Source organism: Granulicella sp. L56, from assembly GCF_009765835.1.
GTDB lineage: Bacteria > Acidobacteriota > Terriglobia > Terriglobales > Acidobacteriaceae > Edaphobacter.
Genome location: NZ_LMUS01000006.1, coordinates 270,617 through 286,030, shown reverse-complemented (window position 1 = coordinate 286,030; position 15,414 = coordinate 270,617). Strand labels below are relative to the sequence as shown.

Annotated in this window: 16 protein-coding genes and 1 tRNA gene; 11 read left to right on the top strand and 6 right to left on the bottom strand. The window is 54.9% G+C overall.

Going from position 1 to position 15,414, the window contains the following annotated elements:
• Positions 1 to 7 precede the first annotated feature (7 nt).
• The 5 genes from gmd (at position 8) to GSQ81_RS09040 (ending at position 4,156) form a co-directional block, all read left to right on the top strand.
• Positions 8 to 1,093 (top strand): GDP-mannose 4,6-dehydratase, encoded by a 1,086-nt coding sequence (gene gmd, locus GSQ81_RS09060; RefSeq protein WP_158910459.1) that lies wholly within the window; start codon positions 8 to 10, stop codon positions 1,091 to 1,093.
• 192 nt (positions 1,094 to 1,285) lie between these two features.
• The gene (locus GSQ81_RS09055) at positions 1,286 to 2,245 is read left to right on the top strand and encodes a GDP-L-fucose synthase (protein WP_158910458.1); all 960 of its coding nucleotides are present in this window, start codon (positions 1,286 to 1,288) and stop codon (positions 2,243 to 2,245) included.
• Positions 2,246 to 2,382: 137 nt separating this feature from the next.
• Positions 2,383 to 3,150, top strand: a complete 768-nt coding sequence (locus tag GSQ81_RS09050) for a CAP domain-containing protein (RefSeq protein ID WP_158910457.1) — start codon at positions 2,383 to 2,385, stop codon at positions 3,148 to 3,150.
• Positions 3,151 to 3,392: 242 nt separating this feature from the next.
• Positions 3,393 to 3,467 (top strand) — tRNA-Asn (locus GSQ81_RS09045).
• Between the two features lie 347 nt (positions 3,468 to 3,814).
• The gene (locus tag GSQ81_RS09040) at positions 3,815 to 4,156 is read left to right on the top strand and encodes a hypothetical protein (RefSeq protein ID WP_158910456.1); all 342 of its coding nucleotides are present in this window, start codon (positions 3,815 to 3,817) and stop codon (positions 4,154 to 4,156) included.
• Positions 4,157 to 4,316: 160 nt separating this feature from the next.
• Here GSQ81_RS09040 and GSQ81_RS09035 read toward each other — a convergent pair whose 3' ends face one another.
• Positions 4,317 to 4,961, bottom strand: coding sequence for a hypothetical protein (locus tag GSQ81_RS09035; protein WP_158910455.1), 645 nt, complete (start codon positions 4,959 to 4,961; stop codon positions 4,317 to 4,319).
• Between the two features lie 50 nt (positions 4,962 to 5,011).
• On the opposite strand from GSQ81_RS09035, the gene GSQ81_RS09030 reads away from it, so the two are divergent.
• Both GSQ81_RS09030 and GSQ81_RS09025 read left to right on the top strand, forming a co-directional pair.
• Positions 5,012 to 5,362 (top strand): hypothetical protein, encoded by a 351-nt coding sequence (locus GSQ81_RS09030; RefSeq protein ID WP_158910454.1) that lies wholly within the window; start codon positions 5,012 to 5,014, stop codon positions 5,360 to 5,362.
• A gap of 193 nt (positions 5,363 to 5,555) precedes the next feature.
• Positions 5,556 to 5,813, top strand: coding sequence for a hypothetical protein (locus GSQ81_RS09025; protein WP_158910453.1), 258 nt, complete (start codon positions 5,556 to 5,558; stop codon positions 5,811 to 5,813).
• 57 nt (positions 5,814 to 5,870) lie between these two features.
• On the opposite strand, the gene GSQ81_RS09020 is transcribed toward GSQ81_RS09025, so the two are convergent.
• The 3 genes from GSQ81_RS09020 to GSQ81_RS09010 form a co-directional block, all read right to left on the bottom strand.
• Complete coding sequence (locus GSQ81_RS09020) at positions 5,871 to 6,356, bottom strand: hypothetical protein (RefSeq protein WP_158910452.1); 486 nt, start codon at positions 6,354 to 6,356, stop codon at positions 5,871 to 5,873.
• 172 nt (positions 6,357 to 6,528) lie between these two features.
• The gene (locus GSQ81_RS09015) at positions 6,529 to 6,918 is read right to left on the bottom strand and encodes a hypothetical protein (RefSeq protein WP_158910451.1); all 390 of its coding nucleotides are present in this window, start codon (positions 6,916 to 6,918) and stop codon (positions 6,529 to 6,531) included.
• Positions 6,919 to 7,019: 101 nt separating this feature from the next.
• The gene (locus GSQ81_RS09010; RefSeq protein WP_158910450.1) at positions 7,020 to 7,313 is read right to left on the bottom strand and encodes an immunity 53 family protein; all 294 of its coding nucleotides are present in this window, start codon (positions 7,311 to 7,313) and stop codon (positions 7,020 to 7,022) included.
• A 374-nt stretch (positions 7,314 to 7,687) separates the two neighbouring features.
• Between GSQ81_RS09010 and GSQ81_RS09005 the strand changes: the two genes are divergently transcribed.
• Together GSQ81_RS09005 and GSQ81_RS09000 are read left to right on the top strand one after the other, a co-directional pair.
• Complete coding sequence (locus GSQ81_RS09005; RefSeq protein WP_158910449.1) at positions 7,688 to 7,939, top strand: hypothetical protein; 252 nt, start codon at positions 7,688 to 7,690, stop codon at positions 7,937 to 7,939.
• A 154-nt stretch (positions 7,940 to 8,093) separates the two neighbouring features.
• Positions 8,094 to 8,435 carry a hypothetical protein gene (locus GSQ81_RS09000; protein WP_254060093.1) on the top strand — a complete coding sequence of 114 codons (342 nt, stop codon included), beginning with the start codon at positions 8,094 to 8,096 and terminating at the stop codon, positions 8,433 to 8,435.
• A gap of 46 nt (positions 8,436 to 8,481) precedes the next feature.
• On the opposite strand, the gene GSQ81_RS08995 is transcribed toward GSQ81_RS09000, so the two are convergent.
• Positions 8,482 to 8,874 carry a hypothetical protein gene (locus GSQ81_RS08995; protein ID WP_158910448.1) on the bottom strand — a complete coding sequence of 131 codons (393 nt, stop codon included), beginning with the start codon at positions 8,872 to 8,874 and terminating at the stop codon, positions 8,482 to 8,484.
• Between the two features lie 1,043 nt (positions 8,875 to 9,917).
• On the opposite strand from GSQ81_RS08995, the gene GSQ81_RS08990 reads away from it, so the two are divergent.
• Positions 9,918 to 11,423, top strand: a complete 1,506-nt coding sequence (locus tag GSQ81_RS08990) for a HEAT repeat domain-containing protein (RefSeq protein ID WP_158910447.1) — start codon at positions 9,918 to 9,920, stop codon at positions 11,421 to 11,423.
• A gap of 36 nt (positions 11,424 to 11,459) precedes the next feature.
• On the opposite strand, the gene GSQ81_RS08985 is transcribed toward GSQ81_RS08990, so the two are convergent.
• A complete protein-coding gene (locus GSQ81_RS08985) occupies positions 11,460 to 13,862 on the bottom strand; it encodes a WG repeat-containing protein (RefSeq protein WP_158910446.1) in 2,403 nt (800 codons plus the stop codon).
• Positions 13,863 to 14,303: 441 nt separating this feature from the next.
• Here GSQ81_RS08985 and GSQ81_RS08980 point away from each other — a divergent pair, with 441 nt between their 5' ends.
• The gene (locus tag GSQ81_RS08980; RefSeq protein ID WP_158910445.1) at positions 14,304 to 15,353 is read left to right on the top strand and encodes a Fic family protein; all 1,050 of its coding nucleotides are present in this window, start codon (positions 14,304 to 14,306) and stop codon (positions 15,351 to 15,353) included.
• The last annotated feature ends 61 nt before the right edge of the window (positions 15,354 to 15,414 follow it).

Below are 15,414 nucleotides of genomic sequence, written 5' to 3'. Positions count from 1 at the left end.
TCTCGCTTTGAAGAAAGCCCTCATCACAGGAGTTACCGGACAGGACGGAGCTTACCTCGCCGAGTTCCTCCTCGCCAAAGGCTACGAAGTTCACGGCATCAAGCGCCGTTCCTCCCTTTTCAATACTGCGCGTATCGATCACATCTACGAGGATCCGCATAATCCGTCGCCCCACTTCATCCTCCACTACGGCGACCTCACGGATAGCTCGTCGCTGATCCACATTGTGCAGAAGGTGCAGCCCGACGAGATCTACAACCTCGGCGCACAGTCACATGTTCAAGTTTCCTTTGAGCAACCCGAGTACACCGCCGAGGCCGACGCGCTTGGCCCTCTACGTCTACTCGAGGCTATCCGTATCCTCGGCCTTGAAAAGAAGACAAAGTTTTATCAGGCCAGTACATCGGAGTTGTACGGCCTCGTTCAAGAGATTCCGCAGAAGGAGACCACGCCCTTCTATCCTCGTTCGCCCTATGCGGTGGCCAAGATGTATGCCTATTGGATCTGCGTCAACTATCGCGAGGCATATGGCATCTTCGCCTGCAATGGCATTCTCTTTAATCATGAGTCGCCACTGCGGGGTGAGACCTTCGTTACTCGCAAGATCACACGTGGACTCTCCCGCATCAAGGTTGGCCTGCAATCGCAGCTCTTTCTCGGCAACCTCGACTCGAAACGAGACTGGGGGCACGCCCGCGATTATGTCGAAATGCAGTGGCTGATGCTTCAGCAGGAAAAACCGCAGGACTTCGTCATTGCCACCGGGCAGCAGTACAGCGTCCGCGAGTTCGTCCAACGCTGCGCCAAGCTTCTTGATCTCGATCTGACTTGGCAGGGAAGCGGAGTGGACGAGAAGGCACTCGATGCAAAGGGTAATGTAGTCGTAGCGGTTGACCCGCGCTACTTCCGTCCCACCGAGGTAGAAACGCTGCTCGGCGACCCGACGAAGGCTCAACGCGAGCTGGGCTGGACCCCAAGTACCAGCTTTGATCAGCTAGTCAAAGAGATGGTCGAGTCTGACCTGAAAGCAGCCCAACGTGACGCGCTGGTTCGGAAACACGGCTTCGACGCATACAACGTCCGCGAAACGTAACAGGAGCGCTGTGGTCTGCTTATCCGTTGTCGTCCTGACCCTATGCGCAGTTGAAGGGAAAGGATTCCTGCATTCCATTTTTTGCAGCTCTCCCCGTCGTCGGTACTTTTGCCGTTGCTTCTAAGGGATGGCAAAAGTCACATGCTTTCGTGAAACTTATCAATAAGCTCGCGCAATTCATCTAATAAAAATATGAAAAAAGACTCCCGCATCTATATTGCTGGCCACCGTGGACTTGTAGGATCGGCCATCCAGCGCGCTCTCATTGCTCAGGGTTATCCCAACCTGCTCACGCGCACGCGATCTGAGTTGGATCTGCTTAAGACTGATGAAGTCAATAACTTTTTTGCCAAGGAAAAGCCCGAATACGTCTTTCTCGCCGCTGCTAAAGTCGGCGGAATCTTGGCGAACAATAATTATCCGGCTGACTTTATCCGGGACAACCTCATCATTCAGACCAACATCATCGAAGCCAGCCGAATCAATAATGTAGACCGCCTACTCTTTCTTGGATCCTCCTGCATCTATCCCAAATTCGCCCCGCAGCCCATGCCAGAGTCCTGCCTGCTTGCCGGTCCGCTCGAGTCCACCAACCGACCCTACGCGCTGGCGAAGATTGCCGGGATCGAGATGTGCTGGAGCTACAACAGGCAATACAAAACAAAGTATTTAGCCGCCATGCCGACTAATCTCTACGGCTCCAACGATAACTTCGATCTGGCTAACTCGCATGTCTTGCCTGCTCTCATCCGGAAGACTGCCGAAGCCATCAAGTCCAAAGCCAGCGAGATTACCGTATGGGGAACTGGAACTCCTCGCCGCGAGCTGCTCTATTCAGATGATTTAGCCGAGGCCTGCCACTTCCTGATGAACCTTGACGACGCTCGCTACGACTCTTTGCTTACCGAAGACGCGCCGCCGCTGGTCAACATCGGTACCGGAGAAGACGTCACCATTCGGGAACTGGCCGAAACCGTAGCTAAAGTCCTTGGTTTCAATGGCCAGCTTGTCTTCGATACCACAAAGCCCGACGGCACCCCGCGCAAGCTCATGGATGTAACCCGCCTCCACGACCTTGGCTGGCATCACACGACCAGCCTCGAACAGGGAATTCGTACTACCTGGGAAGCCGTCCGCAACCAAATCTTCTAGGCCGGCCGGCAGGTTCAGTAGCAGGGAACTCAAGGCAGAGTACCCCGAAAGTGCTATGCCCTCAGTTACTTTTGAAACCTAGAATCAGCTACATGGAGCCCTCCCCAGAGCACCGTGTATCACGCAGAGCAAGCTGGATGCTGGTTGCAGCAACTCTGTTTTTTGCAATCGCTCCAGTTCTTCGCGCACAGTCGATCTTCAACACTCCGACCAATGTTGCTGAGCAGTTCCTTCTCGCCGCTGCGAATCAGGATCGCGTAGCGCGGGGTCTGCAACCGCTTCGTCTTGACCCTACGCTTGCCGAGGCTGCTCTTGCGCACGCTCGTGAGATGGCGGCTCATCGCGACATTTCGCACCAATTTTCTGGAGAACCGAAGCTCTCTGAACGGGGAGCCAACGCCGGAGCACACTTCAGCCTCATCTCTGAAAACGTAGCGGAAGCCCCGGTCGCAGCCATGATTCATGATCTCTGGATGCACTCGGAAGGGCACAGAAAGAATCTCCTGGATCCTGGCGTTGACGTCGTGGGTATCTCGGTTATCGTGCGCGATCACGAATACTATGCGGTAGAGGATTTCGCCAATATTGTTCAGTCGCTCAGCTTTAACGCACAGGAATCAGCAGTTGCCAGTCTTCTCGCTAAATCCGGTATGCAGATAGCCAACGGCAAAGTCATGAGTGAGAAGGATGCCCGCGAGACGTGCAGTATGTCCACTGGCTATGCTGGCTCCAATCAACCCTGGTACATCATGCGCTACACCGCTCACAGCATCGCTGAACTACCTGCTCAACTCCAGTCTCGGCTGAGCACGGGCAAGTACCATCAGGCGGTTGTGGGAGCCTGCTCTGAAAACACTTCTACACCTTTCACGGCCTACAATATCGCTGTCCTCCTTTACCCATAAAAAGAAGGCCACATTCTGCGAGGTTCAATGCCCGGTCTGAATGGCCCTTCTTATCGTGGCGAAGCGAAGCATCTCGGACAATGGTTCATCCCTATAGCGATAGGGGATGGCATAGCGATAGCGATGGCTTATGTGTTTTGAAATCTCATTTACCAACAACATTTTTCAAAGCCTTTGACCCCCTCGTTTGCATTTGTTATAACTGTCTTAGCACAACGCGATTTGTCTTCGCGTCTTCATATTCCTGAGTAGCTCAATGGCAGAGCATTCGGCTGTTAACCGAAGGGTTGTAGGTTCGAGTCCTACCTCAGGAGCCATAAACACCATACAAATGAGTAATTTGCAGAGGCCACCCCGAGAGGTGGCTTTGTTCGTTTTGACAGGGTGGCTGTTTTGGTGGCTGTTGAGGAAATTCTTGTGGCTGCTCTCCCGCCCGCAGCTCCACGCCAGGCTGAGCATGTCCGCGCAGCCCGATCGCAATCCCTACTCATCGGTTGCAGCTAAAGTCATGTTGCGGATGCCCCGGCCCACCTCAATGTTGATAGAGCGTCTGTAGAGTCTGCTTATCGCCTACTAGGCCGGGCTGGACCGTCCAAACCGGTCGAAGTTGCCGCAAACGCCCTTTCTCGGGAATGACGGGCGACAGATAGAATCTGAAGATCATATGGTCAAGCGGAGCAGCGACGGGCACATCACGGGCTGGAAGGCATTCGCCCTCCTTCCTTTGGCTATACCTGTCATCGTGCTACTGAAACTCTTCAACATCGGACAATCGACGGAGAGGTCTGCCGAGGAAGTCGCAGGCTACATTCGTGACTTCCTCGAAGGTTCAGGCGGAGATTGGGATTGGGATGACTTCACAAGTGTCACAATCAAATCTCCTGCACTCGATTCAATTCGCGACGAAGCTTGCATGATTGACTTGCCGCTGACTGCCGCCGGAGCAGACAAACTGAAGGAGCTTTTAGCGAAAGCTGAGGCGCTGGCGGGAACGTCCCTTTGTTGAACGGTGCGATCACTTTCCATTGACCCCCGAAAAGTCGTCTTTGCGGCAAGAGCAGCCCGTCGAACCATCCGCACCGTGCCCGGAGTTGCTCAAAACGCCGTTTTTGAGGAATCACGCTGATAATCTGCCAACGCGAGGTTGACGAACATCCAGCGGTGCCTCAGTACATATCTTGGTGTGGGATTACGATCAGGTGCGGATTGGCGGTACTGAGCGCCGTCCCGTCCTTGGTAAAGTGCACCTGCACGACATACGTTTTGCCAGATTCCAAGCCGAAACTTCCTATCTGGATGATCATATCGGCACCCCACGTGCCACCATCCTCTTCGGGAATGGAACCCCAGTACACAATGCGCCCACCTTCCCACACCGTCCAGTCGGCTTGGAGTACTCGATCGTTTTTTCCGCAGTCCCGCTCATCGAGCAGACCTGTAGTAGCTCCCGTCAAACACCGCAGGCGCTGCGCCGACGCTAGCCGAGCTGACTTCGGCATTTGGGGCACCTGGACTTGAAGCACGATGTCGTACCACTGTCCTTTCGCAACCCGAAACTCCGGAGTCCGGACTCTTCCGACCGCAAGCGAAACAGGCATATACACGGCCGCATACTTCTGCGGGTACTTCTTGGGGTCAGGAACCACAAACGGAACCACGCTGCTCAGCGGAAGGAGCTGCTCATCCGGAGGCTGCGGGGGGAGGCCTCGGCGAGTGTGCAGTTGACGTTCGCTGCCACCCCTGTCTTGCGCGTGAGCGAGTGACGAGGCGACCGCGATAGCGAGAAGCGCAATGCCGAGTGTGCGTTTCATTCTGGAAGCAGTCTACTTCTACGGCCGACGTGTGTCCCCGAATATCCTTGTTGGACTTTCGGATCGCCGTTTATCCGAAACCAAAGCATGGTGCACGAAAAGTCGTCTTTCCGGCAATGACCGGCACCACGTTTCTCAAAAGCCGTTTTAAGGGGCCGCGGTGCGGCCTATCATGGAAGCTCTTCTGGGAAAGCACCGTACTCGGGGTAGTGTCGCTCCAGAGGGAACTCAATCTCTCTTTTGTACTTCTTCCGCAGTTGCTGATCTGCGACCAGCTTCTCTATCAAGCTTCTGATTCGGGCATAATGCATCGTTTTGCCTGGCGGAAGGATCACGACGCCGCGCTCGCTCTTATCCTGATTCCAAAAGAAGAGTCGTTGGGCGCTCTTCGTCCGATCTGAAGTCCAAACCAAGTGCCAGTAGGTAAAGCTCCAACGCACTCCGTCTTTCCCCTGTCTCGGCTTCTCCTCGTTCCAACGCGCGATCATGACGGCATCCTCTCACATTCCCTGAAAGTCCTCTTTTCGGCAATCTCGGTCCCGATGTTTCCTGAAACGCCGTTTCTCGGGCGAAACCAAATGCTAGGCTTGTCTGATGAACGGGTCGATTGCATCATCGGCAAAGAAAGTCATTCGAGGCTGCTCGCGGCTTCTGCTATGGGTAGGCGCTGCGGTGTTTCTGATCGGAGGCAAGTTCCTTTACGAGATCCAGCATGTCAAGTTCGCGAAGGCCGAAGCTGAGGGGATGTTCGGGGGACTGCTCCTGATGTTGCTCGGGGCCGGGATGGGGATAAAAACCAAGACGTCATCGTTCAAGGCTGAGAAAGCGTCAGACCGGCTCGCCGGGGACTGAACTTTCCCACAACGCCGTTTTTAGTGCATGACCAGTCTATGCAGTTTCGATCTATGGCTAGCGAGTGGTCACGGGAGTAGTTGTGATGTAGAGGCCCTTGTCCAGCTCAGCGGTCGTTTCTTTGTCCGGGCTGGCGATGTGCAGAGTGTTCAGCATGACCTGCTTTTTAGTGGCCAAGGAGACGCCCAAGATCAGAGCATCCTTCTCGCCTCCAGCCTGCCAGATGTCACCCTCGATAGAATCTCGCCCTCGTGCCCGGTATTCTCCGCCGAAAACTTGACCACTAGAGAAATGGAATTCCGCCCTTCCATTCTCTGCATCACGGTTGCCACGACAGATGGGAAGGAGTCCGTCATAAAGAAGCTTGCTCTGGAGGTGAACTGTAACCCTGAGTTGCTGCTTCGTTCCACATTGCGCAGACCACGTCCAGACAACATCATGCCCTTGCTGAACTCTGGATTGCTGGGCCGGGATCGACAGACCCCAAAAGAATGCCGGTAGCAACATCAGTGGCCTCAGACCCACTCGATTTACAGTCAGCATCGCTAGAACTCCCGTGGGCACACAAGCGAACATATCAGACCTAGCGGCATTCCTCGAAAGTCGTCTTTTGGGCAATCACGCCGTCGCAGGTCGTTTGAGCGGTCGAACTTGCCGACATTCCCGTTTTGCGTGCGCGAAGCCAGTGCCAGCCTAACGGAACGCCGCCTCGACGTTACTGCCGTCTCAACCCTGCAACACGCTCAAGCAGAGCGCGAGCCTCGCCGACAGTCGCACCTATTCGCGTCTCGAATTCATCTCCAAGGTTTATCCCGTTGCAAATCTCATTCAGTGCGTTCTGGACAATGTCGGTCTCTTCCGGCGTGAGGTCTAATCGAGCGTGTGCCGCTCTACCAACAGCCACAAGACCGCGATTTCCGTCCTGAAAGATGTGCTCTTCGACAGTCACTTCTTGGCCTGCTCCGTAGGCCAAATTCTCGTCGTCTGGATCGAGCGGGCCGCTTTCGATGCGGTACGTCGCGCGACTCAAGGGCTGCGCGATGACGGGTTTCCAAACGTCCGTTCCCTCGTTCAGCATTGGGACATAGATGGTCTTCGTATCCATGAACGTCAGCGTATCAGCTTGTCCCCTCTAAGGAGATCACCGCCAATAGCCAGGCAGGCGTCCGGAAAGTCGGGTTTTGGGAAACTACGCCCACACGAGAGTCAAAAGTTGTCGATCCAACCACGAAACTTCTGTACGATCGGCAGGAGCTTTTGAGGGTCGCCGGACCCGTCAAAGTTTCCATCAACGATCCGGCACACGATCCAATCTGAATCGCTTACGTAATCATCGACGATGATGGCGCTTTCGAGGCCCTTGTAGCGGGTGTCGCTGAGATCGATCTTCACGCTCCAGCCGGGATTATCCAATGTATCGATCCGGATGCCGTTGGTGTGCTCCCACTCCCCATCACATTGCTTTGCGTACCAATTTTGGAGCCACGCGAGACTGTCCATCGGTCCCCCTCCAGCGTTCTTTCGGTCGATCATATTCCAGAGCCGGCTAGGCACTGCAGTATTGATCGACATTCCTTGAAAGTCGCGTCTTGAGCAACTACGGCTGGCTGATCCAAGTTGGTCGAACTTGCATGAAACGCCGTCTTGCGCGAAACGTAGACGCCGGACCAGGGATCGAAAGCTGTTCGATCTAAAAGACTGGTAAGCTGACTTGGCCTTCTGACATTGCACAAAGTTGAGCCATAATGCGATTGCTTGCCGTTCCGCTCTTTCTTACCTGCGGTCCTTTCCTCTTCGCGACATTCGCCCTCGCGCGAACAATAACGAGCTACAGACGAGGTCGACTCCGTCCACTTCCACTGTGGTCGGTGGGCGTGGCTTGGCTAGTTACCGTCTACGGTGCATACGTCTTCCTCTACTACACACTGAAGCCTTCACCAGAGCTTCCGCCTTGGAAGGACCCGGAGACGTTGGATCTTGGGCTACTCTTTCTCTTGGCACCGGTCGGCTTAGTTGCGACAGTCGTCGCCGGATTACGCGGCGCTTCAAGATGGGCCGTCATTTCACTCGTGGCGGCTTTACTGGTTTTGTTCTTCGTGGGCCTGCTCGAAGGAGCGTCGGTGTGAAAGTGGTTCAGCACTTGCTGCAAACGCCGTTTTCAAGGCGCTACGGTCTGGTCCGTTAACTTGTCCGTTTCATGGGTAACAAGATCGGACTGAGGTTTTGCGCTTGCTACTGTTCGCTTGCATTTTGAAGGCAGTTGGTTCGATGATGGCAGGCATGGAACGCATGTGGTGCTGGCGCTGCAAGAGCGAAATGCCGATGCTTGATGAGGACGAGTTCCTCTCAGTCCAAGCCCTCTACAGCGGCGGCATAAAGGCCACAAAAGAGTTTCGCCAGAAGTGGGGTATCGCTCTGGAGGGCGTACCGATCAATGATCTATTTCGTCCGGTTCGGAAGCGCTATGAAGAGCTGACGGGCATGAAGGATTGCCACCAGAATGCCATTATGCACCATCGGGTATCCCTGTATGGGCCGCCATGCGAACAGTGCGGAAAGCCTCTCAGAACACCTAAAGCAAAGCTCTGTGGGGCATGCATGCATCCGCGATCTCAGCATTAATCCGTGCTTTCGGGTGAAGCGCACGTTTCAGTGAGGTAAAGCCTGGTCACATTGCTAGGAACGCGGACAATAGGGAGCCGTACCATCCGTCCAAAATCAGGTGTTTGTCGTTCGGGAAACCAACCGACGCAAGACCAAATTGCTCGCCGTCGTCTCGCATGATGATCTTGTACCCGTCGGAAGAATTTTCTTGCCCAACCACCCACACGCTCAATTCCGTGTCTCTCAAGTTGCCATTTTCGACCGTGCGCCAAACGACCAACGTTCGGTGAGGCGGCACGATCGCCTGCTCTAAGCCGATGCGATGGTCGTTTTTTACAATCAAGTTCCCTGCGCACTGCGAGTTCACAAGGGCTTGAACTTCTTCGACTGTTATTGAAATCATTACCTCGATTGTGCAGCCAATGGACGCAGCAGTGTCAAGGCTTCTCACAATCATTCACGACAACTCCGGTCTTCGGGGGGAGACTCCCGCGAAGTCCTCTTTTCGGCAACTCCCCCAGGCGTTTCCAGAAACCGTTTCGAGAAATCCGTGGGGTCTGCACATCCCGGAGTTTTCACAACTTTGGCCGGTCACACCAGTGGATGCAATCGACGGGATTTGCGTCAATGCCTGCCTGCGCATCCTGGACAAGTGCCTCAGGAACCCAACTGAAGATTGAGCCTTCTGAATACAGAAACCACGTATCCCAGGGCGGAGCATCCTCGATGTCAAAGAAGCCGCGCGAACTGGCATCAGATGCACCGTCCGTAACAGTTTCCAATGGTTCGTAGAGCAACAACCTGCCTTTTGATTTCGCCACCGCTGAATCAGCGACTTTTATATTCCTATCGCGAACGAGGGCGGAGCGATTTGCGTTGATCGCGTTGATAGCTGACTGGTAGCTCTCACGCTTTTTTTCGAGCCAGACTCCTATGTTTGACTCACCGAACGGCGGGACTCTGAGAAGGGCCGAAGGATCAAGTTCACGACTACGAAACTGGTCTTGTTGCAGCGGTCTGCGTAGGCACCATGCAACCGTTTCTGAGAGAGCCTGTAAGACCAGGGGGGACGGCTCTAGCAGTTCGACCATCTCTGATAGCGTCTGCAATCCACTGTGCGATGGCTCACGTCGCTTTGGGAAGATATTGCCGAGTCCGAGCGTAATCATCTGTCCAGCTTACCTCCACGAGGAACGCGACGACTGAGCCGGCTGACCGGCTCACAGCGGTCCGGTGTCTAATGGAATGACAGTCCAGGAGATCTAGGTTCAGGAGGTTGTCTCCATGTGCAGGGCGTACCTTGCAATAGTTGTGCTTCTCTTTGCCAAAGCCGCAGGTGCCATTCCGGTTCCGAAAGGCTTGGACACCTGCGCCCCGCTGTCGGCTTGCCTGACACTCTTGGATAAAGTTGTACCCGCCCAAGATGATGGTGAAGGCAGCAACAGCCTCATCCTAGCCCGTGATCTTCGGCGTTTTGGAGAACCTGCGAAGCAGGAGCTGTTGAGACGTGCGGTTGGAAGCCACGCCGGTTGGCGGAATGTAGCTGGCGCAATATTGGCAGATTGGGGCACTTGGACGGTTGATGATGTTCCAGCCTTACGGGCCGCTCTCATCATGGATCATGGCGGCTGGGTGGCAAGCCCTCTCGGCCAAATAGGCTCAGCTACTGCCATCCACGCTCTTGTCGAAGATCTGTCCCATGGGGACGACGTTACGAACCAGACCGGTTTCGCCCTCTCAAAACTTGGTGAGAGGGCACTTGCAGAACTTACGCTGCTTCTCGAAAACGACGAGAAGTATCGGCTCGCAGCCGAAGTCATCGCCGAGATGGAACCCCTTCCGATTGCGCATGCAGCTACTTGGACGGCGCTGGCCCTTGATCGGAGCGAACCGCTGCCGAAACGCATCGCTGCGCTGCGCGGTATCGCCGCATTAGGCCCCGTAGCAGAGCAGTCCAGCATCGGTCTCCATGTCCTGCTCAAGAGCAATGAGCCGGAGATCAAGAAGCAAGCAGACATTACGCTGACGGCAGTCCGTGATCCCATTGTGATTGAGCCGTTGGCCAAAGCGTGTCAGCCCCACGCGCAAAAATTCGATTTCCTTGCTCTGGAATCGGTTCAATGCCTCAGCGAGATAGCTGAGTTTGGACCGGCGGGGAGTGTGGCGGGAGACGCGCTGATGCCGTTTCTGGATTCTGATAACCAGGCAGAGCGCGCCTATGGAATTTTGATACTCGGGTACATCAACTACCGTCCGGCAGTTGGAAAGATCGGCCAAGCACTCGACTCGAAGGACTGGCGTGTCGTGTATGCAGCAATTCGGGCAGTTGGCTGGCTCGGTGATAGGAATGCTGCGGGGAAGCTGGAGAATTTAGCATCCACCTACTGGCTCGTTGAACTGAAAGACGATGCCGCACATGTGGCATCCGCTTTGCGCTCCAAGGGGCAGGTTGAACGCGCCCCTTGGAAAACGATGGACCGCGGGATGCAGACCAATCCAACCTCTTTGATCACCGATGGATTTCATGGCACGCGAGATGCCTGTCCCAGTAATCTCTGGCAGTGGCAGCGGGAGAAGTTCAGAATCCAGCCCATTAGAGATGTGAATGCGCACGCGCTGAGACTATCGAACGGCAATGTCAGGGGGGAACTCGTAGGTACAGACCACGGCGAATGGGGTGGTGATCTGACGTGGATTCCAGGCGAGGGAGTGCCAGTGGTGTTGGATCGAGATAACGTGCGCGGAATGGACTATGACGGTACGGGCGCAATTGTCGTCTTTGGGTTGGCGCATATGGGGTTCAATTACGGGTACGTGCTTGGCGTAAGCCCCAATGGCGACGGTACGTGGGCTCAAACGGAAGTGGCACACTTGCCCGGTGAGCCGGGGAGTTGGACAAAATTGAAGTCTGACCGGATTGCGATTATGACCGCAGGTAGGGTGCTTGTGTTCTCTTCAAATGATGGGATACTGGGCGTCGCATCCTGTGTGAGTAAAGAGCCATAGGCCGATGTCGCCAAAAGGCTCGCACTCAAGATATCGCTAGTCGCTGCCTTGGCGAGACGGCCCCCACACGTATTTGCCTGCTTTGTTGATGTAGCCCCATCTGCCGTCCCGGGTCACAACCAGGGCCAAGCCGTGATGGAAATCCTCGGCCCGGGTCAGATCTCTGGGCTCGATGACGAGTTGCGCAGTCTTGTCCACGTATCCCCACCCGCCTGCAATCTGGACTGCCGCCAGTCCCTCGGAGAACGAATGAACAAAGCTGAACGCAGGCTTGATGACGACCTCGCCAGCTTGGTTAATGAATCCGTACTTGTCGCCAAACTTCCAGCGGGCTAAGTGCTCGCTGAAGTCACCCCATACTGTCGCACAATCCTTTTCGCCTGGCGCAACGGGAGGATGTATAACCCGTTTGCCGGAAGGAGCGATGAAACCACAGTCATGCTTTCGATTTACCGCTGCGAGACCTTCATTGAAAGATGTGGCCCAATCGAATGATGGCGGGATGACCCACTTTCCGGTGGAATCCACATAGCCCCAGTCTGTATCCATTGATTCTGCCTTGGTCACCGCCGCAAGACCCTCGCTGAAAGGGTAGGCTAGGCTGAATTGCGGTGGAATGACCATTGTGCCGTTCTTGTCGATGTATCCGCTCTTCCCGTTCACCTCGATCTTCGCGCGACCGTTATGGAAAGCCTGCTCTGTACCGTCCTGCTCCGTCTGCCACCCATACACTGGCGCAATAACATTTTCGCCTTTCCTGTTGATGAAACCCCACTTGCCGTCGTAGCCGAGAACCGTCCCCGACACCTGGACCTTAGCGAGTCCTTCAGAGAAGGCTTCAGCCCAAGGAAAGCGAGGCTGAATGACCACGGTCCCAGATTCATCGAGATATCCTTTAACACCGTCACGCTCAAAGGACGCCATCCCTTCAGAGAATTCGCCAACGGCATCGAAGCACAGCGGTACGCGCACTCGCCCGTCCTTATCGATGAAGCCACTATGGTCATGTTGGGTTACCGGAAATAGAGCCTCTGCTTTCGGAAGATTTGGATCTAGTGTCTTCCTGAAGCTGGTCATGCAGGCCACATCGTTCGGCTCATGATCGGGGAGAAGCTCACCGTCTGGTGAGATTTCCCTGCCAGAGCAACCGCCATTGTTGACCCGATAATACTCACCACATTTCCCGGCTGGAAAGTCGCTAGGGTTCCACTTTAGAAACCCGCGCGGCCCCTCAAAACGCCATAGCAGCATATGCTTGTCCGGAAAGAGCAGCCAATAGACAAAGCCCACGTGGAGGAGCGCAATTTGTGGCTGCTGAGCTTGCACAGTCGGAATGAGATCCTCGCGCCCCCTAGCCTTCATATCGCTCGCAAAACTTTCTAACGCGTGGTTGCTGAAGGAGAGTTGGTGAACGTGTTCGAGGGTCACTGTCTCGGAGGGATGCTGACCCAAGTATTCCTTGAGCCATGGAACGGAGAGAACAAGAGACTCGTACTTGCCTCCAGACGCTAGGAATTGATCGAGGCCCTGAACCTTGTCTTGCTCGTATTGGAGCACAAGGTGCTCATTCAAGTTTGGCGGGAAACTTGGCTTGTGCAGTGTGGCCTGCAAGTTCGTTTCATGGGGACCTTTTTCATCCCACCGGCGTCCAAATGCAACGTCGTGGTACGGATTGATATCCGCAGCCTTCACGGTGTAGGCGGTGCGAAGTGACTTAAGTGCGTTGCCGGCCCGGTCTTCAACTCCACGCATTTTCCATTCTGGTTCGATTCGTTGCAAAAGCGTTTCGCCGAGCTTTGAGACGAATTCGTCTGCAACGAGACGCTGCTTGTTCGTCGTCTTCGTAGGTAGCAAAGCCGAAAATGTTCGCGATATCGCCGCATTGAACGTGTCCCCTCGATCCGAGATCGTCCATGGGATCATGAACACGTAGTAGGAATGGGTCTTCGCTGTAAGCATGGACCCATCGTCGAAGGTCACTTCACCGCTGGCATATGGGTTGTCGTCGAAACTCGAATACGAGAACAAATCGGAAACCACTTTCGCCATCAGCGTTGGATTTACGAAGGAGGACTCGAAAAGGGATCTCTGTGTGGGCGTCGCATCAGCAAAACTGCCCGATACAGCCTTTTCTGCCAGGTGAAGATTGTTTCTTAGCCAAATCGATGTGACCCCCAGATTCTCCATCTGGGGCTTTGCAACGGTGGGGGCGTCGAGAGCTGAAATAAAGGCATCGACCAGAGCCGCATCAATCGGCATTCCGTTTCTCAGGTATCGGCCGTTCGCTCTGCGAATGATCACCGTAGAGTTTTGCGGTGTTCCAAGCCCACCCCACCCGGAGTGCAACTCGATTTTTCGAACAGATTTGGTGGTCGACTGGCCGGACACGATGCCTTTCAGTGCCCAAATCATCAACATCGCAATCCAAACTTGCTTCATACGACGATTAGACACCGACAAGTCTTTGTTGGCTCCCAACGGAGCCTTTAGTGCCAAGTAGCGCGGCCATATAAGAGTGCTCAGTGGTTCACTAACTCAGCAGTCAACTGGAGCCCTAACCCTCGCACCCGTGGCGCAGTACCCTCCGCTCCAGCGTCCGTCAAGGCGCTTCGCCCGCTACGCGGCGCGCGAAATCGCGCGGCCTTGACCGACGCTTCCTCTCCGGGTGAGGCGCTGTCATGAGAAGAATGTCTTCTTCTCATGTGTCCAAAGACACATGGAACAGGCAACGGCGGAGAGCTATAGCGAACTGGTGAAGTCAGCAAAGGCCGACAGGCGAACCCTCACGCCCCGCGCTGATTGGGTGAAAACGGGTAAAAACGGATATTTGCCATGATCGGGTGCAAAATGGCTATAAATGGGTGAAAATGGGTATCAGCCATGTACCCCATCACCAACATTGCGATCACCCCGGAGATCCTCAAGCTCATCGCCGAGATCGACGAGTTTAAGGGGCGCTGGACCGTCATTGAAACCCTCGCCCCGGAAAAACTGACTACCTTGCGGCGAATCGCCACGATTGAGAGCGTGGGGTCGTCCACCCGTATTGAGGGGTCAAAGCTCAGCGATGCGGATGTGGAGAAGCTACTCTCCGGGCTGCATACCAAATCCTTTGCAAGCCGCGATGAGGAAGAAGTCGCGGGCTATGCCGATGCGATGGACATGATTTTCGAGGGATACGAGGCTATCGCTTCGACCGAGAATCACATCAAGCAGCTCCACGGCGTCCTCCTCAAGTACAGTTCCAAGGATCAGGATCATCGCGGCCAGTATAAGACCGTCACAAACCACGTGGAGGCGTTCGGACCTGACGGCAAGAGTCTGGGCGTTGTCTTCGAGACGGCGACCCCGTTTGAAACGCCGGGATGGATGAAGGACCTTGTCGACTGGTTCAACCGCGCCGTGGAAGAGGAGAGCCATCACCCGCTGATCCTCATTGGGATCTTCATTGTGGTGTTCCTCGCTATCCATCCGTTCAAAGACGGCAATGGCAGGCTATCGCGTGCGCTTACGACCTTACTATTGCTACGCGCCGGGTACAGCTACGTCCCCTACAGCTCTATGGAAGGCGTGGTTGAGCAGAATAAGGATAGCTACTACCTGGCCCTCCGGAGAACTCAACAAACGATCCGCAAGGAAGAACAGAACTGGGAGGCTTGGGTGGTCTTCTTCCTGAAGACGATGGCTAAGCAGAAAGATAATCTCGCCGCGAAGGTGAAGGAGGAGCAGGCGCTTCGCTCATCTTTGGCCGCCCTTTCCCGTCAGATTTTGGAGCTGGCGAAAACGCGCGGCGAAGTCACCGTCAAGGAAATTGAGGACTCGACCGGCGCGAACCGCAACACCATTAAGGTGCATGTCAAGAAGCTGGCAGAGCAACAATATCTGCGTCAGGTCGGGCAGGGGCGCGGGGCACGCTACACGATCAAGTAGCCGCCGCGCGGCTGGCCTCAACGTCATGAAGACGGAAGGTAAAGCATCTCCTTCAAGGAGT

Excerpts from the sequence above, each read along its gene's own strand:
- GSQ81_RS09055 (WP_158910458.1), top strand. The coding sequence starts at position 1,286 with ATGAAAAAAGACTCCCGCATCTATATTGCTGGCCACCGTGGACTTGTA.
- GSQ81_RS09050 (WP_158910457.1), top strand. The coding sequence starts at position 2,383 with ATGCTGGTTGCAGCAACTCTGTTTTTTGCAATCGCTCCAGTTCTTCGC.
- GSQ81_RS09040 (WP_158910456.1), top strand. The coding sequence starts at position 3,815 with ATGGTCAAGCGGAGCAGCGACGGGCACATCACGGGCTGGAAGGCATTC.
- GSQ81_RS09035 (WP_158910455.1), bottom strand. The coding sequence starts at position 4,961 with ATGAAACGCACACTCGGCATTGCGCTTCTCGCTATCGCGGTCGCCTCG.
- GSQ81_RS09025 (WP_158910453.1), top strand. The coding sequence starts at position 5,556 with ATGAACGGGTCGATTGCATCATCGGCAAAGAAAGTCATTCGAGGCTGC.
- GSQ81_RS09020 (WP_158910452.1), bottom strand. The coding sequence starts at position 6,356 with ATGCTGACTGTAAATCGAGTGGGTCTGAGGCCACTGATGTTGCTACCG.
- GSQ81_RS09015 (WP_158910451.1), bottom strand. The coding sequence starts at position 6,918 with ATGGATACGAAGACCATCTATGTCCCAATGCTGAACGAGGGAACGGAC.
- GSQ81_RS09010 (WP_158910450.1), bottom strand. The coding sequence starts at position 7,313 with ATGGACAGTCTCGCGTGGCTCCAAAATTGGTACGCAAAGCAATGTGAT.
- GSQ81_RS09000 (WP_254060093.1), top strand. The coding sequence starts at position 8,094 with ATGGAACGCATGTGGTGCTGGCGCTGCAAGAGCGAAATGCCGATGCTT.
- GSQ81_RS08995 (WP_158910448.1), bottom strand. The coding sequence starts at position 8,874 with ATGATTGTGAGAAGCCTTGACACTGCTGCGTCCATTGGCTGCACAATC.
- GSQ81_RS08985 (WP_158910446.1), bottom strand. The coding sequence starts at position 13,862 with ATGAAGCAAGTTTGGATTGCGATGTTGATGATTTGGGCACTGAAAGGC.
- GSQ81_RS08980 (WP_158910445.1), top strand. The coding sequence starts at position 14,304 with ATGTACCCCATCACCAACATTGCGATCACCCCGGAGATCCTCAAGCTC.